This is a genomic window from Streptomyces sp. PSU-S4-23, from assembly GCF_055632315.1.
Genome location: NZ_JBVMUU010000002.1, coordinates 2,270,209 through 2,288,171 on the forward strand (window position 1 = coordinate 2,270,209; position 17,963 = coordinate 2,288,171).

The window sequence follows — 17,963 nt, forward strand, 5'->3', positions numbered from 1 at the left end:
GCGGCCGACGCGCACCCCGCCCCGGCCGACGCATGGCCGAGCCGGTCGCGATGAATGCGAGATGAGACACGCCCCGAGGAGCGGCCACGCAAAACCAGCCACCCCATCCACGAGCGCGTTGACGTCGCCAACACACTTCTTTACGGTGACTGTTGCTGCGTGAGGGGTTCAGGGGGGCAACAAACCGTGCAGGTGGGCGACACCGGTGGACCCGGCCGAGCCGTCTCGGCGGACCGCCTGCTGAGCGATGCCGAACACTCTTTCTTGCGCGCCGAGTTCGGCGTCGTACGACCGCTTCTGCAGCGTTTCCAGAGTAAGTTCGGCACCCCCGACGTCGGCGGCTCCGCGGTGCGGTACGCCGTGCTCCGGGGCGCGCTGGCCGCTCGGGCCGGGAACTGGCCGGAGGCGGTCCGGTGGTGCCCCGACAGCCACGACCTGGACATGGCGGAGACGGGCGTCGTCCACGCCCTCGCGGTGAGTGCCCTCCGCAGGCTGAGCGAGGAAGGGCGGCACACCGACGCCGGCACCGCGGCGCTCGTGATCGTGCTGTGGGCGTACCTCCTGGACGAGGAGGACCCGGGCGACTTCCGCCTGCTGCTCACCGAGCGGCGCGGTACTCCCGTACCCGACCAGGACTGGGTGGATGCCCGCAGCCATCTGCTCGGGCGCGTCGCCGACCTGCTGCACGCCCTGGACGTCCGGGCGAGCCGGGACGTCCTCGCCGCCTGGGCGACGGCCTGGAGGGCCGAGTGCGGCGTCGCCCCAGCCGTCGTCCCCTCGGATGCCCGACCCGACGGTCTCGTCCCGCTCGGGCATGCCGCGCGGCATCTCGTGGACGACGGCCGCGGGAGTGACCTCCTCGACGCCTACACCTTGCGCCACCCCGACCTGGGCGCCTGGAACGCGGACTCGCCTGAGCACCGTGCCTGCGCCGACGCCCTGGCCCAGGCCCTCGCCGAGCGGGGCCGGGACCGGGTGCGGGCCGGTCATTGGAATGAGGCGCTCGTGGACTTCAGCACGGCGGCACGGCTCGGGCGCACCCTCGGGGCCGTGTCGCAGGCGGCCGTACTGCGCGCGGCAGGGAATGTCGGGCGGAGTCGCACCGGGCGCGGCAACTCCACCGTCACGCGCATCCACGGCCTCGAACTGGCCCATACGCTCCTGCCGCAGAACGCCTACGTGGCCGCCGAGTTGACCGCCGAGCTGGTGGAACTGGGCGAGAAGGTCTTCGCGAGCGACGCTCCGCAGAGCCGGAGGCGTTTCGCGCGCGCTCTGGAGGTGACGCCCCGGAACGGAGACGCCCGTGCGGGCCTCGACGAGCATCTGAGGACGGACCTGCGCCGGGTGCTCGACGGTGAGGATCTGGAGACCAGGCTCCGGGTCGGCGACGTGCAGGAGCTACTCAAGCGCGACCCGGAGTGCGCATCGGCCCGAAGGTGGCTCGTCGACCACTACGTGGAGCGGGCCCTGACCGCCGCCACCGGCGGACATGCGTCCAAGGCGCGGGCAGCCGTACGCAAGGTGCTGCACTACGACGAACGGCCGTACCGTGACGGCCTCGTCGACGAGGTGCTCGTCGACCTGCTGCTCAGTGAGGCGGGGCACGCCGACGCCGAGGACGGCCGCGCCGCCATGGAGCGCAGCGTCGAGCTGCTGAACGTGGCCGCGGCCGTCGCGGACCCCGCCCGGAGGCGCTATGTCAGGAAGCGGCTCGACACCGCCGTACTCCTGCTCGCGGAGCACCTCGAAGCCACCGCGTCCCCGTCGGACGTCATCGAGCTGTTCCTCCGGGATCGGATGCGGATCGGTGTCAGCGCACGCTTCGACCGCACCGTCGAAGCCGCCTACCTCGACCGTGCCCAAGAACGCGAGCGCGCGGGCGACTTCGGCGGGGCGCGGCGCGACCGCGACTGCGCGGAACGGATCGGTGCCGGGCTGTCGGAACCCGCCCCGCTCTTCGGCCCCGACCGCCGCAGGACCCGTCACGACGACACCGGACAGGAAGCCCTCTTTTGACCGACGACGCATCCGCCCCGAACGGCGGCCTTCCCCCGCTCCCCTGGTTCGGCCCCACGCTCCACGAACTCGTGCCCGGCATCGCACCGGGCACCCGCCCCATGCCCCTGCGCAGGCAGGCGGCGCAGGCGCTCGCGGCGGCCCGGCGGGATCCGGTCAGGCACGAGCTCATCGACCGTGCCGACCAGGGTTCCCGCAGTACCGTCACCGCCCTCGTCGCCGAAATGCTCACCCCGCCCCTGCCCTCGCACGACACCGAGGAACGTCCGTGACCGACCCCGCCCCGACCGCCACGACCGGCCCGCCGTCCGAACTCGACAAGATGCGGCGCCGGGTCGAGGCGCTGTCCCGCAAGCGCGACGAGGCCGAGGCCCGGTTGCGGGACCTGCTGGGTTCCCTGCTGCCGCTGGACGACGTGCTCGCCGACACGCGCCGCCGGGTCGGCGCCCTGCACGAGGCGCGGTCCGCCCGCGAGACGGCCTCGGCCGCCATCGCCCTGAGCGAGCAGATCGACGCGGCGCACCAGATGCTGCGCGGCGAGTTCGCCCGACACGAGGTCAGGCCGATGGAGGTGGTGGGCAGAGCCGCCGATCCGGAGGAGATGCGCGTCCTTGGCACGGAGCCCCATCCGACCTGGCCGGACGGCACGGTGCTCAGGGAGAAGCTGACGGGCTTCCGGCTGGGCGCCTCCGTCCTGCGGCCCGCGCAGGTGGTCCTCGCGGTGCCGGGACCGGCGCCCGAGCCCGAGTCCGTACCGTCGGTCGGGGTCGGCCCCTCGGGCGGCAAGCGGGCGCAGCCCCGGCGTACCACGCGCTCCCAGCGACGCCTGCCGCTCAAGCCCTCGGCCAGGCGGGGACGCCGGTCCCGTCGTACCTGACCCGGCGGCCGCGCTCCCTCGGCCCGCCCGCACCGCATCTCCCGCCACCGCCGCTCCACGACTATCAGGAAGCACCCTTCCATGCACCGGACTCTTGGTATCGACCTCGGCACCACCAACTCCGTCACGGCCTGGCTGTGCGACGGCGTCCCCGCCGTCCTGCCCAATCGACACGGCGAGCCAGCCACCCCGTCCGCCGTCGGGATCGGCGCCCAAGGCGCTCTGCTGATCGGGCAGGAGGCCCTCAACTGGCGTGCGGGGGACCCCCGTTCCGTGATCACGGAGGTCAAGCGGCTGATCGGGCGGCGCTGGGACGACGAACTCGTGCAGCAGGCACTCAAGACGCGGCCCGCCGACGCGCCGCCCGTGCGGGCCGGTGCCGACGGCTCGGTGGAGATCCGGCTCGGCGAGCACTACCTCTCCCCCGTGCAGGTCTCCGCGATTCTGCTGCGGCGGCTGAAGAAGGACGCCGAGGACGTTGCGGGCGTACCGTTCCGGCGTGCGGTGATCACCGTACCGGCGTACTTCGCCGAGCCGCAGTTCCACGCGGTGCGCGAGGCCGGACGGCTGGCCGGTTTCCATGTGGCGCGGATCATCGAGGAACCGACGGCCGCCGCGCACGCGTTCGGTGTCCGCTCGGGCGACTACGCGACCGTGCTCGTCTTCGACCTGGGCGGCGGCACCTTCGACGTATCGCTGCTCACGATCGGTCCCGGCTACTTCCAGGTGGGCACCCTGGGCGGGGACAACCTCCTCGGCGGCGCCGACTTCGACGCGCTGCTGGACTGCCACCTGCGTGAGCGGCTCGGCGGACGCGACCACAGCGGCGAGGGAGACGCCTACCGGATCCGGGCCGCCGCCGAGCGCGCGAAGGTCGAACTGTCCGACCGGGACACTTTCGACGTGATCCTCGCTCCGCTCGGTCGCGAGGGCGGATCCTGGTCGGGAACGGTACGGCGCACCGACTTCGAGGAGATCCTCACCGGGCACCGGAGCAGGATGCGGGACACGGTCGAGTCGGTGCTGAGGAAGAACGACGCGCTGCCCGAGGACGTCCAGCGGGTCCTCCTGGTCGGCGGCTCCACCCGTGTCCCTGCCGTCCGGCGCGACCTCCAGAAGCTCTTCGGCGAGGACACGGTGTCGGACGCGGTGGATCCCATGATGGCCGTCGCCCACGGCGCCGCCGTGGAGGCCGGTCTCCTCGACACGCTCGACTGCCCTGCCGAGAGCTGCACCATCGAGGGGATTCCCGTCACCGACGACGCCTGCCCTGCCTGTGACACCCCGCTGCTCGGTCCGGCCACGGTGGACTGCCCGGGCTGCCACGTCCCCGCCCCCGAACTCACCGCCGTCTGCCCCGTGTGCGCCATGAACCTGTCCGGGCTGCGGGCGGCCGCGCCGGTGGCCACCCGCGCGGAGTGCCCGGACTGCGGCCGCGCCGACAACCCCGCCACCGCGACCGCGTGCCTCGACTGCGACGCGCCTCTGGACACGGGCGGGCTGAAGTGCCCCGGCTGCGGAATGGTCAACGCCCCCGGTCTCAGCGCCTGTTCGATGTGCGGCGGCGACTTCGGCACCGCTCTTCCCCAGCAGGTCACGGCCCAGCACATTGGGCTGGAGCTGGAGGACGGCACCCTCGAGGTCCTCTTCCCCGGCGGTACCCCCTACCCGACCGACTGGCACCGGGTGGACGACCTGGCGGTACGCGGCGACAGCGGCACGTCGGTGCGGTTCCACCTCTGGGAAGGACCGCACCTGGGCTCGGCGCAGCGCAACGAGTTCTGCGGTGGCTTCGTCGACGAACACACCGACGAGCTCCGCGGAACGATGCCGCTCACCGTCCAGGCGAGGCTCGACGCCGACCGGACCATCGCCCTGCAGTACCGCATCGGCTCCGGCGAATGGCGAGGCAAGGAGCTCCGGCGCAGCCTGGTCTCCACGGGCATCGGGCGGAAGGCGGCCGAACTCCACGTCCGGTACGCCCGTTTCCTGGCCGACTTCGGGCCCGAGCTCACCCCCGCCGAACGCGACGCCCTCGCCGAAGCCGAGGCGGACCTGGCGGCGCTCGTCAGGGGGGAGACCGTAGGCCGTTCCCTGGACGGACTCCTGGACTCCGCCCGGGACACCCTGGATCTGTGCACGCGGGCCCGAAGTGCCCACGCGCACGCGAGCCTCACCTGCCGGAGCGGGCGCGGTCTGCTGCCGCCGGCGCTCCTGGCGGAACTGCGGGAAGCGGCGGAGGCCGTCCTGGACGCACGCCGGGCCATGGACGCCGACGCGATGCGGGCGAGCACCGAGCGGGCGGAGGATCGCTGGACCGCACTCGATCCGGCGGTCCGCAGGTCGGTCGTGACCATCCGCCTGGCCGAACAGGACGCCTACCCGGCGACCCTGCGCAAGGAGATCCTGGCCGCCCGTGACGCACTGCGCGACGCGGTGGAACGCGGCGACCAGACGGCCCAGGACACCCAGCTCGTACGCCTCGGCCGCCTCGCCGAACAGGGCCGGGGACAGTTCGCGGACGTGAGCGTCTCGTCTCCTGCGGGAAGCGTGCTGCCGTCGAAACGGTGACAGGCCGAGGAATCCGGTGTGGTGCAGGGCCGGTCAGGTCCCGCACCACACCCAATTTCCTCTACGCGTACGCCTACGCGGCCAGCGCGGGGAACACGAGCACCGAGCCGTCCTTCTCGCGGGCGATCTCGATCGCCACGTCTGTCGCACGGCTGTTGACCGTGACGCCGTCGGCCAGCTTGTGAATCCGGTGTGCCGCGCTCATGAGGCGATCGACTTCACCGTTCATGAGGGCGGGTCGCAAACTATTCGGTCGTGCCAGCTCCAGCGCCGACAGGCGTACCAGGACACCGGCGATGCCTTCCTCCACTTCGTCGAGGCTCTGTTGGCCGCGCTTGAGTGCGCGGGTGAAGTTCTCGAACAAGTTGTCAGGGTTCTTCTGGGCATGCTCGACGGCCTGCAGAACGTCGACTCTCCGCTTCAGCGCAATGGCCAGGACAGCGAGTTCGAGGTGAGCGCGGAACGTACCGCCGTGGTCGTCCACACCCGGAAACGAATCGGTCAACGTGCCGATCTCGACGGGCTTGCCGTCAGGAAGCGCGTCGAGTGCTCTCTGCCACCGGCGAAGGCGGCTATCCGCCTTGGACAGTGCCGTATCGATGGTGTGCACTGCCGAGTCCAGTCCCAGTGAGGCACCGATCTCGCCCTCGTCAAGCAGAATGGCAGTGGCTCTGTCAATGGCATTGCGGCAGCCGTCAAGGGCACTGCGCTCGTCTTCAAGATCCTTTTCGTGCAGTCGCTCCAACGCTTCCGTGATGCGTTCGATGGCCCGCTGGCGCTTGCTGTCGGCGTGCGCGCTCACCCCCACCGCAACGGCCATGAGCACGAGCGGCGCAGCCACGGTGAGCGCCGCGCCGCCGGCGGCCGCGGCGCCGGCCGTCGCACCGGCTCCACCGACCGCACCGGCTGCCGCAGCCTTGCCCACCGGCACGAACGTCGCCGGTTCGACGAAGCGCCCCGCCGAGTTCACGAGTGAACCGTAGATGCCACCTGCCGCGGCCTTCGACGGCAGCGAGCGGACGATGCCCTGCCCGAACTGGGCGGCGACCTTGGCCGGGACCACCATGCGATACAGATTCTCGCCCGAAGCGGTCGCTCTGGCCGTCGTAAGGGAACTGCGCGCCGATTGCGTGATGAGCTGCGACAGGCTCTGCGCCAGAGGGCTCGCGGCGTCGAGCGGGATGCCACGGCCGCGGTCGATCTTGTCGGGCAGCGGATGCACCTCAAGGGTGACGATCGGGTTGTCGGCCAGGGCGGCGAGCACTCCGCGCAGTTCGGCCAGGCGCTCAGCCGTCATCACCTCACCCGCGGTCATCACCCCCGGCACTTGGACGTCGGCGGTCGCCAGCGTCAGCACGGGCACGGTCTTCTTACGGTCGTCAGTCATCGTCTCCCCCTTGTTCCCGACAGTGGCTCAGGTCTGACATCGAGCGCGAACGGCACGTGGCCGCGCTCCGCGGATCGCAGCGCCCTGGCGTCGCACGCCGCGCATCGGACCGCTCCGGAACCGCGTCGGCTCCCTCGCGTACCCACAGCCGAAATGATCCCATCACCACATCCGCACCCATCCATCCAGCCCCTCCAGGTGCTGCGGCAACCTGCTGCCCTGCCAGCCCAGCACCAGCCGCTGACGCGCGCGGGTGATCATGACGTAGTAGGCCATGCGGAGGGCCGCCGACGTGGGGTCGACGCCCGAGTCGGACTCCGCGTCGGCGATGACGACGGTGTCGAAGTCGAGCCCCTTGGCGCTGGCACGGTGGACGAGGACGACACCGGGGCGGGCGAGGTCGAGGTCGCGGTAGCGTCCGGAGGGGGCCGCCGAGCTGTAGAGCTGGGGTTCGTGGGCGAGGCCGGACCGCTCCAGGCGGCGCATCAGGTCGGCTGCCGTGCGCAGTGAGTTGACGATGACGCCGATGCGGTCCCGCGGGTGCCGGGCCGCCAGGGTGGTGATGTCGTCGGCGAGGTCCTTGATACCCGAGTAGTGACGGACCATGGGCAGGGCGCCGCTGCGGAAGGGGACGTCGGGGCGGGTGCCGCCGGTGCGGAAGTGTTCGGCGAGGGAAGCGATCTCGCGGGTGTTGCGGTGGTTGCCGAAAATCTCGACGCGTGCGGTGGAGCGGCCAAGGGCATCGGTGATCTCGGTGAGGGTGGAGTTCGTCTCGGTGAGGCGCTGACACTCGTCGGCGAAGACCGTCACGGAGGCGGCGGCAAGGCGGGCCATCCGGTAGAAGCCCGGCGGCAGGTCCTGGCCCTCGTCGATGACGAGGTGGGGGGTTGTCGCGTCGTTCTCGTCAAGGGTGGCGGCGGCTCGACGGGTGAGTTCCGTCCAGTCGAACCAGCCGTCCTCGGTGCGCGGTGCGTCGTGTCCGAAGCGGCGATGGATCCAGGTGTGGCCGGTGGCGGCATCGACCGGCGTGCCGGGGACAGTGAGGCCCTGGAGGGTTCCGCGCAGGAGCTGGCGCAGGAGGTTGGAGCGCGAGATCAGAAAGGTGGTTCGGCCGGTGAGGGCGAGGTGGACGGCGCGGTGCGCGGCAAGCAGGCTCTTGCCGCTGCCGGGCGGGCCGCTGACGACGTGGTTGCCCGTCAGCGGCAGGGCGTCCAGGCAGTCGCGCTGTGCGGGGGTGAGGTCGGGGTGGAGAACGGGGGCGTTCGCAGTGGTCATGGGTGTCATCCCAAGGCGGTGGCGGCCGCGTATTCGCGGCTCGCGGTGAGGACGTCGGTGAAGTAGCCGGGGACGCGGGCCGAGCCGACGACAAGGGCCCGGTCGAGGAGGGTGTTACCGGTCTGGCAGCTGGTCTCCGGCAGCAGGGTGCAGGCGTGGCAGGCGGCCCGGTTGAGGTTGCCGAAGCCCTGGCCGGTGTGCTCGGCGCACAGCGGATCGGCGGAGCACCAGGCGGCCGCCTCCAGCATCCGGATGAGCGTCTCGGCGAAGTTCGGCGCCTCGCCCTGCCGGACCAGGCCGCCGAGAGTGCCTTCCGCGTCACCGGCGGCCGTGTAGACCAGCAGTCCACGCTGGCCGTACTCGGGGCGGCCGTACACGCGCTCGCGCAGGCTGGCGGTGGTGTAGCCGGAGTCGAAGGACAGCTGGCGGATGAGCAGGTGGGCGACGGTATGCAGGAGCAGGAAGCGGGGCGAGAGTTCGCTGCCGGTCGTCTCGGCGAGCTGTTCTTTGCGGAACGACGCGTCGAGGTCCGTACGGATTTCGTGGACGTGGGCCCGCACGCGGGGGTCGTTCTCCCAGGCGGTCAGGCGATGTTCGTCGAGGGTGAGGACGATGCCCTCGCCGTAGACCTCGGTCGCGGGGAGCCAGCGCAGGCGGCCGCTGGTGTCGGCGGGAACGAGGGTGCCGCCCGGCGAGTGGCGGCGGAAACCGGTCAGGGCACGGACCTCGCGGAGGCGATCGACCAGGACTACGCCGTCGATGTGTGCGTCGAGGGCGGCCCAGGGCTCCTCCTTCTCACCGTCGAGGCCGAGTCCGCCACGGCGGATCGCGAACTCCTTGGTGGGTTCCGGGAGTCGGGTGGCGTCGAAGGCGTACCACTCGTCGCGGCTCAGGTCGATCTTGCCGGACTTTCCGGGCTCCGACGGTTCGGCGGGCGCCTGCGCGGGGGCACCGGTGGCCTCCGCGACGAGCTGGTCGATGAGGCTGTCGGGGGCCTCGGTGTCCTCCTTGATCATGCCGCGGAAGGTGTCGGCCCTGGACGTGCCGAGTGCGTCGAGCAGGATCGGCCAGTAGCCGTGGCCCAGGACGGCCTCCGCCATGTTCTGCTCCGCACGCGGGGCTTCGGCGGTCTGGGGGATGTCGAGGGCCGAGTAGACGACCGGGTAGTAGACGTTGCCGGCGGTGCGCTGCACGATGTGCACCTGCTGGCCGCAGGAATGCCTGGCGTCCCAGTGCTGCCAGGGGTTGCGGCCCGAGCACTTCCCTCCCTGGGGACCGAGGATGTCGAGGAGGTCGCGCTCGGCGTCGCATGGCTTGCCGCCCTCCCTGATCGCTCCGCAGCGCACCGAGAGCGCTTCGAGTCCGGAGGCGCGGTCGGCGACGCGGAAGCTGAGTCGGCGTGCCTTCCAGGCGTGCTTCGACTCGGAGCAGGACTCCCGCAGTTCGGGCGCGAGCTTGGAGTGGGCCCAATACCACCAGTCGACGTCGTCGAGATGTCCGTCCGGGCAGATGCGGACGAACCGCATCGGGGTGAGGCGGGGTGCGGCAGCGCATGACGTACAGACGGGCGGCTCGCCCGGCTTCTCGTTCTCACGCAGAAAGCGGACCATGGCCCGGCAGGAGCCACAGAACAGCCAGCCGGGGAAGCGCACATAGGGGACGCCGGGCCGGTCGGGCTTGTCGTAGCGGTCGTTGAGGGTGTGGGGCGCGGCGAAGAAACCCGTTACGCCGAGGCGGGCGGCGAGCCGTTCGGAGGGGACGGGGGTCTTCAGCCCCGGCCACCTCTCGATGCCGACGGCGACGAACGACTCGCCCTGGACGTCGAGTACCGCGCCCACGCCGAACGGCAGCACGGTCTGCGCCTGGCGGACCCGGAGTTTGCGCTTCACTTTCCTGCTCCCGTCACGGTGATCTGGCACTCGCGGTCGACGCTGCGCATCGAGTTGAGGGTCTCCCACAGGCCGTAGCGCTGCTCGAAGGTCTTGAGCAGGTTGTGCTGGCCCTTGCCTTGGCTGCGGTAGTAGAGGTCCTTGCCCTCGGCGGTGGCGGTGTCGGCCTGCCGGTACCAGTCGTCCAGGAGGTAGCCGAGTTCCGCTCGTACGGCGGCGCGTACGGCGTCGGCGTCGGCTTTCGTGGCCCCGCGCTCGGCGGTCGCGGCACGCTCGGCGAGGGCGTCGGCGATCCGCCCTGCCTCTTCCTTGTGGTCGGTGATGCGTCCGGCCCGGTTCTCGGCGGCCAGGCCGAGCCGGTGGCGGACCAGGATGACGAGCGCGGCGTGCAGGGCGCGGCGGCGGGCGGGCAGGGACCAGGGGGTGACGCTGGCGGGTTCGACGTAGCGGTAGAGCGCCCGGTGGTAGTCCATGAAGGTCTCGTAGTGGGACCGGTCGCGCGGGCGCGTGGCGTTGAAGTAGGTGACGACGAGTCCGGGCACCTGGTGGCGGCCGACGCGGCTGGTGGCCTGGATGTACTCGGCGGTGGTCTTGGGCTGGCCCTGCATGAGCATGTACGCGAGCCGCTTCACGTCGACGCCGACGGAGAGCATGTTGGTGCACGGCAGGAACGACACCGACCGGGGGTCAGTCCAGGGCTTTTCGAGGCGGTCGAGGAGGATGGGCTGGTCGGCGCGCTTCACGCTGCTGTCGAGTTGCTGTACCTGCTCGCCGACCAGCTCGCGCGTGCCCGCGCCCTCGTCGAGGCCGCGGAGCTGGGCGGGGATGTCGTCGCCGGCCGCGGTGACGGTACGGCCGAGTTCGCGCAGGCTGTGGTGGTAGCCGACGAGCGTCCAGTAGTCGTCGCGGTGTTCCTCGGGGAGCTGGTGGACGCCCTGGAGCATGGCAGCCGTGGTGGCGACGGCGCCGCGGCCCGCGGTGTGGCCCTGCGCCATGACACCGAGATAGAGGCGGCCGGGGCTGCCGGTGTCGGGGACGGCGAAGAAGCTGTCGCGGGCGTCGAGCCCGGACGGCGGGAAGAGCTGGACGTCCTGGTGGTGCAGGGCGCGGACCTGTTCGGCGGAGCGCCGGATGGTAGCCGTGGCGGCGACGATCTTGGGCGGGCGGCCGTCCGGGTCGGTGCACAGCTCCAGGATGGCCGCCTCGTAGAGGCCGACCGTGGTGCCGAGCGGTCCGGTGAGCAGGTGCAGCTCGTCCTGGATGATCAGGGACGGGGGCCGGTGGCTGGTGCCCGCGCCGAAGAGGCGGCCGGAGTCGGGCTCCCAGGCGAGCCGGGCGAACTTGTCGACGGTGCCCAGGACGAAGGTGGGCGGATCCTCGTAGAGGTGCTGGTCGACGACGGCGACGGGCAGGACGTCGTGGAAGGCGCACTCGTCACGGGTGCAGTAGAAGGCGAACTCGGCCGGCTCGGCGCGGACTCCGTAGTCGGAGCGGACGCTGGACCGGGTCGGCGGCAGGATGCGGGTGCCGCACCACGGGCAGCGGTCGAGAATGAAGACGTCCTCGGGGTGGCTGGCCTCGCGCTGCTCGTCGAAGGCGTCCTTGGCCGCCTGGAACTTGTTCGGAGTGGTGGTGTCGCCGACCCACAGGCCGATGGTGATGGGTTCGCCACCGAGGCCAAGTCCGGGTTCGGTGCGGCGAAGGTGCTCCAGGGCGCAGATCGTGGTGGCGGCGCGCTGGAACTGCTGGGTGGTGAGCAGACTGAGGGTGTAGCGGCTGAGCACGGTGGTTCCGCCGCCTTCGCCGCGGATCCGGCGCAGGGCGATGGTGAAGGCCGCCAGGAGCAGATACGCCTCGGTCTTGCCACCACCGGTGGGGAACCAGATCAGGTCGGTGGTCTCGCGGTCGTGGTGTTTGGGGTCGGCGACGCCGTCGAGGGCGAGGAGGAAGAAGGCGAGCTGGAAAGGGCGCCAGGTGGCCTTGGGGTCAACGGGCGGATCGAGAGCCACGGGGTCCGCGCGGTGGCGCCGCTGACCGGCCTGGTCGGGGGCGGAGTGCCGCATCTGCAGCAGCATGGCACGCTGGGCGATGCGGAAGGCGTCGAGGAGGTCGGGCCGATCGGGGTCGCACAGGGTACGCACGCCGGCTTCGATGCGAGTGACCGCCCGGCGGACGCGGTCGAGGATCCGCTCCGCGGCTTCCCGGCCCCAGGGCGGCACCTCGACGGATCGCTGGCCCACGTACCAGGCGTGGTACGAGGCGGCGAACTCGGCGAGTTCCTCGCGGAGTTGGTCCCTGCCGACGGCCGGGTCGGCCAGGTGGGAGATCGTGAGCGCGGGGGCGTCGAGCGGGCCGCCGGCCCGGATGGCGGGTACCTCGGCGCGTGGCAGGGCTTCGCAGGCGAGGAGTTCGACACCGCCGTCCTCGCCGCAGTCCTCGCGGACGGCGCAGCCGTGGCCGACGGCATGGGTGACGACGTGCCGGTACTGAAGGCGCAGTTCGCGTTCCTCGGGATCACGACTGGCGAGCCGGACGCTGGGATACGGCAGCACGGCGCCATCGGCGGGGCGGACGCGGAGCCGGCACTGGAACAGCATGTCGTCCCAGTCCGGCGCCTTGTCGTCGGCACCGTCGTGGTGTTTTTCGTTGACCAGGGCCACGGTGATGAGGGTGCCCGCACCATAGGAGCGGCGGGTCAGCTGGATCTTCGCGCGGCCGTTGAAGACGGGCACGTCCTCCCGGTCGGGTCCGATCGTGTGGGTCTCGGGCGTGAGGGGAACGCGCTGCCAGCGCCGCCCGCGCCCGGGTTCGTTCCGCTGCGTCTCGTAGCGGGCGGCGGCACAGCTCACCTCGACGTCTACGGCATCGGTGTAGAAGCTGATGCCGAGGGACGCGGGCAGCCAGCTGTTGGTCTCGGGCACGGGGTCGGGGGCCGGGTCCACGTCGGGGGCGTCCTGCTCGGCACCGGGTGCCTCGGGGCCGTCGGCGGCGAGGTCGAGCCGGCGCTGGCGGTCCGCCTGTTGCGGGTAGAGCGTGCCCATCAGGTACTGCCGGTCCGGCGGCGCGTCGAGCACCTCGTCGTCACCGCCGACGGGGCCGACGAGCTGGCGGGTGAGGTAGTCGACCAGCTCTTGGCGCGGGTCCATGTGCGGGTTCCTTCGGATCAGGGGAATGGAAAGCAGATAGCGCGCGGTTCAGCGGCGGGGAGGTACGAGCCCCAGGCGAATCAACCTGTCGCGGAAGACCGGCTTGACCTTCGCCTCGATCTGCCGAACGCGCTCGCGAGTGATGCCGAGGACCCCGCCAATCACGTCCAAGGTGTACGGCTCCCCACCATCGAGACCGATTCGCCGGGCCAGGATGTATGCCTCGCGTTCAGAGAAACAGTCCAGAACGCTGTGGACCTGCTCAAAAAAGTCCTTGCGCAGCAACTCCGCACACGGCCCGGGCAGACGGCAAGGCCCGATGATCAGGTCACCGAGTGCGGCGTCGTCACCGATGATCCGGTCCAGGGAGTCGGTGGGCCGGCTGATCCGGCGCACCTCCTCCACCTCGGCGAATGTGAGACCGGTCGTGTAGGCCACATTGGCGACGGTCCTGGGGCGGCCCTCGTTCAGCAGCTTGCGCTCGGCCACGGCGACCTTGCTGACTCTTTCGTGGGTGTGGACGGGCAGCCGGATCATGGTGCCCTCGTCGGCGATGGCCCGGGTGATGGACTGCTTGATCCACCACGTCGCGTAGGTCGACAGCTTGAAGCCCTTGGTGGCGTCGAACTTGCGGACGGCGCGCATCAGTCCGAGAGTCCCGTGCTGGACGAGGTCCTCGATGTCCAGTCCGTGTCCCTGGTAGCCGTGCGCAATCTTCCACACGAGCCGCCGGTTGTGCAGGACGAGGCATTCGTAAGCGCGCCACCGCTCGCCGTCGCGAGGCAGTGCCTTGATCTCTTCCGCCGGAACGTCGCGGCCGAGGCGCTCGGCGCCATCGCGGAGAAGCACGGCGAGGCCGACTTCCTCGTCCGCCGTGAGCCGTACCTCGTCCAGGTTCCGGCGCCACCGGTCGTCTTCCAGCACGGCTCGGGCCGCGCGGACGGCGTCGGCCAGTCGCGCGTCCATGACCGAAGCGGCGGAGGGGGCCCGCTTCTTCCCACCGATCGACGCCGGAGCGGACGCGGTTGCCACGGGCCGCACCTGACCGTCCGTCACCGTCTGGACGGGCGGGCGGGGGCGGGTGATCGGGAAGTCGGCGGTCAGCTCGCGCGCTTCGCCAGGGCCGAGCCCGTGCAGCCGTACGACTCCGTCGTGGGCGAGCCTGTTGACGGTTCCGTCGGCGTCGGCGTAGCGAGCCAGCATCTGGCGGGCCTGGGCCAGGCGCCTGGCCGCCTCGCTTGCGCCGTGCCGGGGTTCAGGGCTGACGTGCGGTGGGGCCGCCGCCGTGCGGGGCGAGGCCTTCACACGAATGCCCAGAGCGGCGAGCCCGTTGCGGAGCCTTCTCCGCTGCTCGTCGTCCGTCAGCCCCAGCCGGTCCGCTTCCAGACCGAAGGCCCGCTGGCTGACGAGGCCCGTGCGAGACGCACAGCCCTTCAGCCTCTCGATGACGGACGGCAACTCGGCCTCGATCGTGCGTCTTTCGGCCTCGGCCATCGATTCCCCGCCCATAACGCCCCCCACTCCAGCGTCCCCACGCCGGTTCCGCCCAGTAGAACCAACCGGGCACATCCACACTCTAGGGATTGTGCGTTTACATCGTCAACATAAAGTTCTAGGTTGTTTACTAACTCATGAGTCACTTGACAGTGTCAACAGGTAAACTGTGCGGCGTTCGCGCTCGCCCGACCCGGAAGGTCCTCCATGCCGCAGCCCGACCGTCTCCCCGGCGCCCCCGAGTTCCGCATCAAGCTTCCCAAGGATGGCGGTAAGGCGTGCGGGTATCTGCTCGCGGAGTTCGGCGGCAACGGCACGCACAAGTTCCTCCTGCAGGAGGGTTCAATGGTGGTCGCCGAGGCATGGCCCGGGCTCGGTGATCACGCGCGCCGGTTCCGCGCGGATCTGCGCGCGAGCGGCGGGCTCGTCGACGCGCCTGCCGAGCCCGACCGGCCGGAGGCACCGCCGCGTTGGGTGGCGGCCCAGGACATCGCGTGCAACTCGTCCTCGGCCGCCGCCGCGCTGGTGTACGGCTATGACGCTTCCGGTCCGGAGTCCTGGCGAACCGCCGAGGGCCACCCGCTCGCCGACTATCTGTCCACTGGCTGGCGTGCCCCGCGCAAGGCGTGGCTGGTGCGCGGCTCCAATGTCTCCGGGCGCAACCTTGTGCGGCAGTTGTGGCTGAAGGAGGGGTTCGTCTCGCTCTCGGGGGCTCACCTGCCGCCGCTGGAGGAGTCCGATCCGACCAAGAGCGTGCTGCGCCGCTACGTGGAGGATGGATACGAAGGGGCGGCCTCGTACAACCAGAAGCGGGGCCTCGTCGACGAGTTGCACGCATTCCTGACGCAGATGCGCGTAGGCGACACGGTGGCCACCATCGGCGACGGCCGGCTGTACGTCGGGCGGATCACCGGGGAGGCCGTGCAGACCTCGTCGCCGGGCGGGCTGTCCAATCTGCGAAGGACCGTCGCCTGGCTGCCGCAGAGCCATGCGTACGAGGAGCTGCCGGAGGAAGTGCAGCAGAAGTTGTCCGTTCAGCATGACGTCGTCGACCTGACCGGTGTCTTGGACACGCTGGACGGGCTCACGGGGCATACGGAGCGTACGGACCCGACAGCAGCCGACGACACCGGCGAGTACCCCTCCGTCGAACGGCCGACGCAGCGGGAGCTGTCGCTGCCGGACATCACCGAGGCACTTGCCGCGGACCTCCTGGTCCACGACCGCGCCTGGCTGGAGGAGATGCGCGAACTGCTTCTCGATGAGCGGCAGTTGGTCCTCTACGGCCCGCCGGGCACGGGCAAGACGTTTCTGGCGATGAAGCTGGCCGAGTACTTCGGCGGCGGTCCGGAGCAGGTCAAGATCGTGCAGTTCCACCCTTCGTACGCCTACGAGGACTTCTTCGAGGGGTTTAGGCCCGTGGAGGATCCCGAGACGAGGGAGGTTGCCTTCCGGCTGACGGCGGGCCCGCTGCGGGAACTCGCCGATCTCGCCTCCCGCGAGGGCAACCGGCACATCCCGCACTTCCTGATCATCGACGAGATCAACCGCGCCAATCTGGCGAAGGTCTTCGGCGAGCTGTACTTCCTCCTGGAGTACCGGACAAAATCCGTCCGCCTCACCTACTCCGGGGACGACTTCGCGCTGCCGCCGAATCTGTTCGTGATCGGCACGATGAATACCGCCGACCGGTCGATCGCCCTGGTCGACGCGGCGATGCGGCGCCGTTTCGCGTTCGTGGAGCTGTCCCCGCGCGCCGAGCCGACCGCCGGTCTGCTCGCGCGCTGGCTGAAGCGCGAGGGCAGGGACCCGGAGCCCGCCCGTCTCCTCGACACCCTCAACGCCCGCATCGACGACGCCGACTTCGCCATCGGCCCCTCTTACCTGATGAAGCCGGGCGTGTACCGCGAGGGCGGCCTCGAACGGACCTGGCGCACGAAGATCCTGCCGCTGCTGGAGGAGCACCACTACGGCGAGGGCCTCGACGTCGCCGCCCGCTACGGTCTCGACTCGCTGCGCGAGCAGCGCCCATGACCGTGACCGTGCCCGTGCTTGAGGTGACGCTGCGCGAGTACGGGCCCGCCGTCTCCGTCCCTCTGGGCTCCGCGGCCGGGCGGGCCCTCGCCGCCTCCGGCATTCTGCAGAGCGCGACCCCGGATCCCGGCCGGGACGGGCACTGGCTGCTGCGGGCGGGCAGCCAGGTCGGCGCCGTGCGGACGCCCGGCGGTCCGGTCGTACGGATCATGCCCAAGACCCCGGTGAGCCGGCTGTTCTTCCTCCTCGGGTTCAGCCTCGACCCGGCCCGCGCCTGGCGCGACAGCCGGGAGGGCACGATCGACACCGGAGCGTACGACGACGTCGTCCCCGCCCTCGCGCACGCCGTGGAGCGGCAGATCGACGCGGCGCTGCGACAGGGTGTCCTCCAGGGCTACCGGGAGGTGGAGGAGTCCGCGCTGGTCGTGCGCGGGCGGCTGCGCGAGGCCGAGCAGATCCGGCGCCACTTCGGCCGTACACCGCCCGTGGAGATCGTCTACGACGCGTACACCGCCGACACCGCCGAGAACCGCATCCTGCGCGCCGCCACCGAGCGGTTGCTGCGGCTGCCGGGCGTTCCCGGTCCCGTCCGACGGCGTCTCGCCCATCAGCGCGTACGTCTCGCCGACGCGCTGCCACTGGTACGGGGGCAGGAACTGCCGCGTTGGCAGCCGTCACGCCTGAACTCCCGCTACCAGCCAGCACTGCGGCTCGCCGAGGCCGTCCTGCGCGGCACCTCACCGGAACACCGGCCGGCCGGGGCCGAACCACTCACCGTTGACGGCTTCCTGCTCGACATGAACCAGTTGTTCGAGGACTTCGTCACGGTCGCCCTGCGTGAGGCCCTTCAAAAGCACGGCCTGACCGCGCGCCTCCAGGACCCCCACCACCTCGACACAGCGGGTCTGGTACGGATACGCCCCGATCTCGTCGTCCGCGCCGGCGACGGCCGCACTCCGCTCGCCGTCGTCGACGCCAAGTACAAGGTCGAGAAGGCCGACGGACTCCTGAACGCCGACCTGTACCAGGCGCTGGCGTACGCCACCGTGTTCTCTCTGCCCGAGGCGCACCTCGTGTACGCGGCCGGACGGCAGCCCGAGCGCGTCCATGAGGTGCGCGGAACGACGGCCGGGCCGGACGGACGGGGAGTGCGGCTGTACCAGCACAGCCTCGACCTCTCCCGCGAACCCGGACAACTCTTGTCGGCTCTGAAGGAGATCGCGGAACGGCTGGCCGGAGCCACCCCACATCCGTGACCATGGAACACCGTCAGG

Annotated in this window: 11 protein-coding genes; 6 read left to right on the forward strand and 5 right to left on the reverse strand. The window is 70.9% G+C overall.

From position 1 onward, the window contains the following. Positions 1-264: 264 nt before the first annotated feature. The 4 genes from ACZ79I_RS11105 to ACZ79I_RS11120 all read left to right on the forward strand — a co-directional run bounded on the left by ACZ79I_RS11105 (position 265) and on the right by ACZ79I_RS11120 (position 5,464). Positions 265-2,016: a hypothetical protein gene (locus ACZ79I_RS11105; RefSeq protein ID WP_471496537.1), complete on the forward strand. Its 1,752-nt coding sequence runs from the start codon at positions 265-267 to the stop codon at positions 2,014-2,016. Beyond that, the gene (locus ACZ79I_RS11110) at positions 2,013-2,288 is read left to right on the forward strand and encodes a hypothetical protein (protein WP_471496539.1); all 276 of its coding nucleotides are present in this window, start codon (positions 2,013-2,015) and stop codon (positions 2,286-2,288) included. The genes ACZ79I_RS11105 and ACZ79I_RS11110 overlap by 4 nt, the downstream gene beginning before the upstream one ends. Beyond that, a complete protein-coding gene (locus ACZ79I_RS11115) occupies positions 2,285-2,893 on the forward strand; it encodes a nucleotide exchange factor GrpE (RefSeq protein WP_471496541.1) in 609 nt (202 codons plus the stop codon). Before ACZ79I_RS11110 ends, ACZ79I_RS11115 begins: the two co-directional genes overlap by 4 nt. A gap of 81 nt (positions 2,894-2,974) precedes the next feature. Then, on the forward strand, positions 2,975-5,464 hold the full coding sequence (locus ACZ79I_RS11120; RefSeq protein ID WP_471496543.1) for an Hsp70 family protein: 2,490 nt from the start codon (positions 2,975-2,977) through the stop codon (positions 5,462-5,464). Positions 5,465-5,537: 73 nt separating this feature from the next. On the opposite strand, the gene ACZ79I_RS11125 is transcribed toward ACZ79I_RS11120, so the two are convergent. The 5 genes from ACZ79I_RS11125 to ACZ79I_RS11145 form a co-directional block, all read right to left on the reverse strand. Beyond that, on the reverse strand, positions 5,538-6,851 hold the full coding sequence (locus ACZ79I_RS11125; protein WP_471496545.1) for a hypothetical protein: 1,314 nt from the start codon (positions 6,849-6,851) through the stop codon (positions 5,538-5,540). Between the two features lie 162 nt (positions 6,852-7,013). Beyond that, positions 7,014-8,126: a DEAD/DEAH box helicase gene (locus ACZ79I_RS11130; RefSeq protein ID WP_471496547.1), complete on the reverse strand. Its 1,113-nt coding sequence runs from the start codon at positions 8,124-8,126 to the stop codon at positions 7,014-7,016. A gap of 5 nt (positions 8,127-8,131) precedes the next feature. After that, positions 8,132-10,015 (reverse strand): DrmB family protein, encoded by a 1,884-nt coding sequence (gene drmB, locus ACZ79I_RS11135; protein ID WP_471496549.1) that lies wholly within the window; start codon positions 10,013-10,015, stop codon positions 8,132-8,134. Beyond that, positions 10,012-13,161: a helicase-related protein gene (locus ACZ79I_RS11140; protein WP_471496551.1), complete on the reverse strand. Its 3,150-nt coding sequence runs from the start codon at positions 13,159-13,161 to the stop codon at positions 10,012-10,014. Before ACZ79I_RS11140 ends, drmB begins: the two co-directional genes overlap by 4 nt. Before the next feature lie 48 nt (positions 13,162-13,209). Further along, positions 13,210-14,655, reverse strand: a complete 1,446-nt coding sequence (locus ACZ79I_RS11145; protein ID WP_471496553.1) for a sigma-70 family RNA polymerase sigma factor — start codon at positions 14,653-14,655, stop codon at positions 13,210-13,212. A 207-nt stretch (positions 14,656-14,862) separates the two neighbouring features. On the opposite strand from ACZ79I_RS11145, the gene ACZ79I_RS11150 reads away from it, so the two are divergent. Then, positions 14,863-16,689, forward strand: a complete 1,827-nt coding sequence (locus ACZ79I_RS11150) for an McrB family protein (RefSeq protein ID WP_471496554.1) — start codon at positions 14,863-14,865, stop codon at positions 16,687-16,689. Further along, positions 16,686-17,945, forward strand: a complete 1,260-nt coding sequence (locus ACZ79I_RS11155; RefSeq protein WP_471496556.1) for an McrC family protein — start codon at positions 16,686-16,688, stop codon at positions 17,943-17,945. The genes ACZ79I_RS11150 and ACZ79I_RS11155 overlap by 4 nt, the downstream gene beginning before the upstream one ends. The last annotated feature ends 18 nt before the right edge of the window (positions 17,946-17,963 follow it).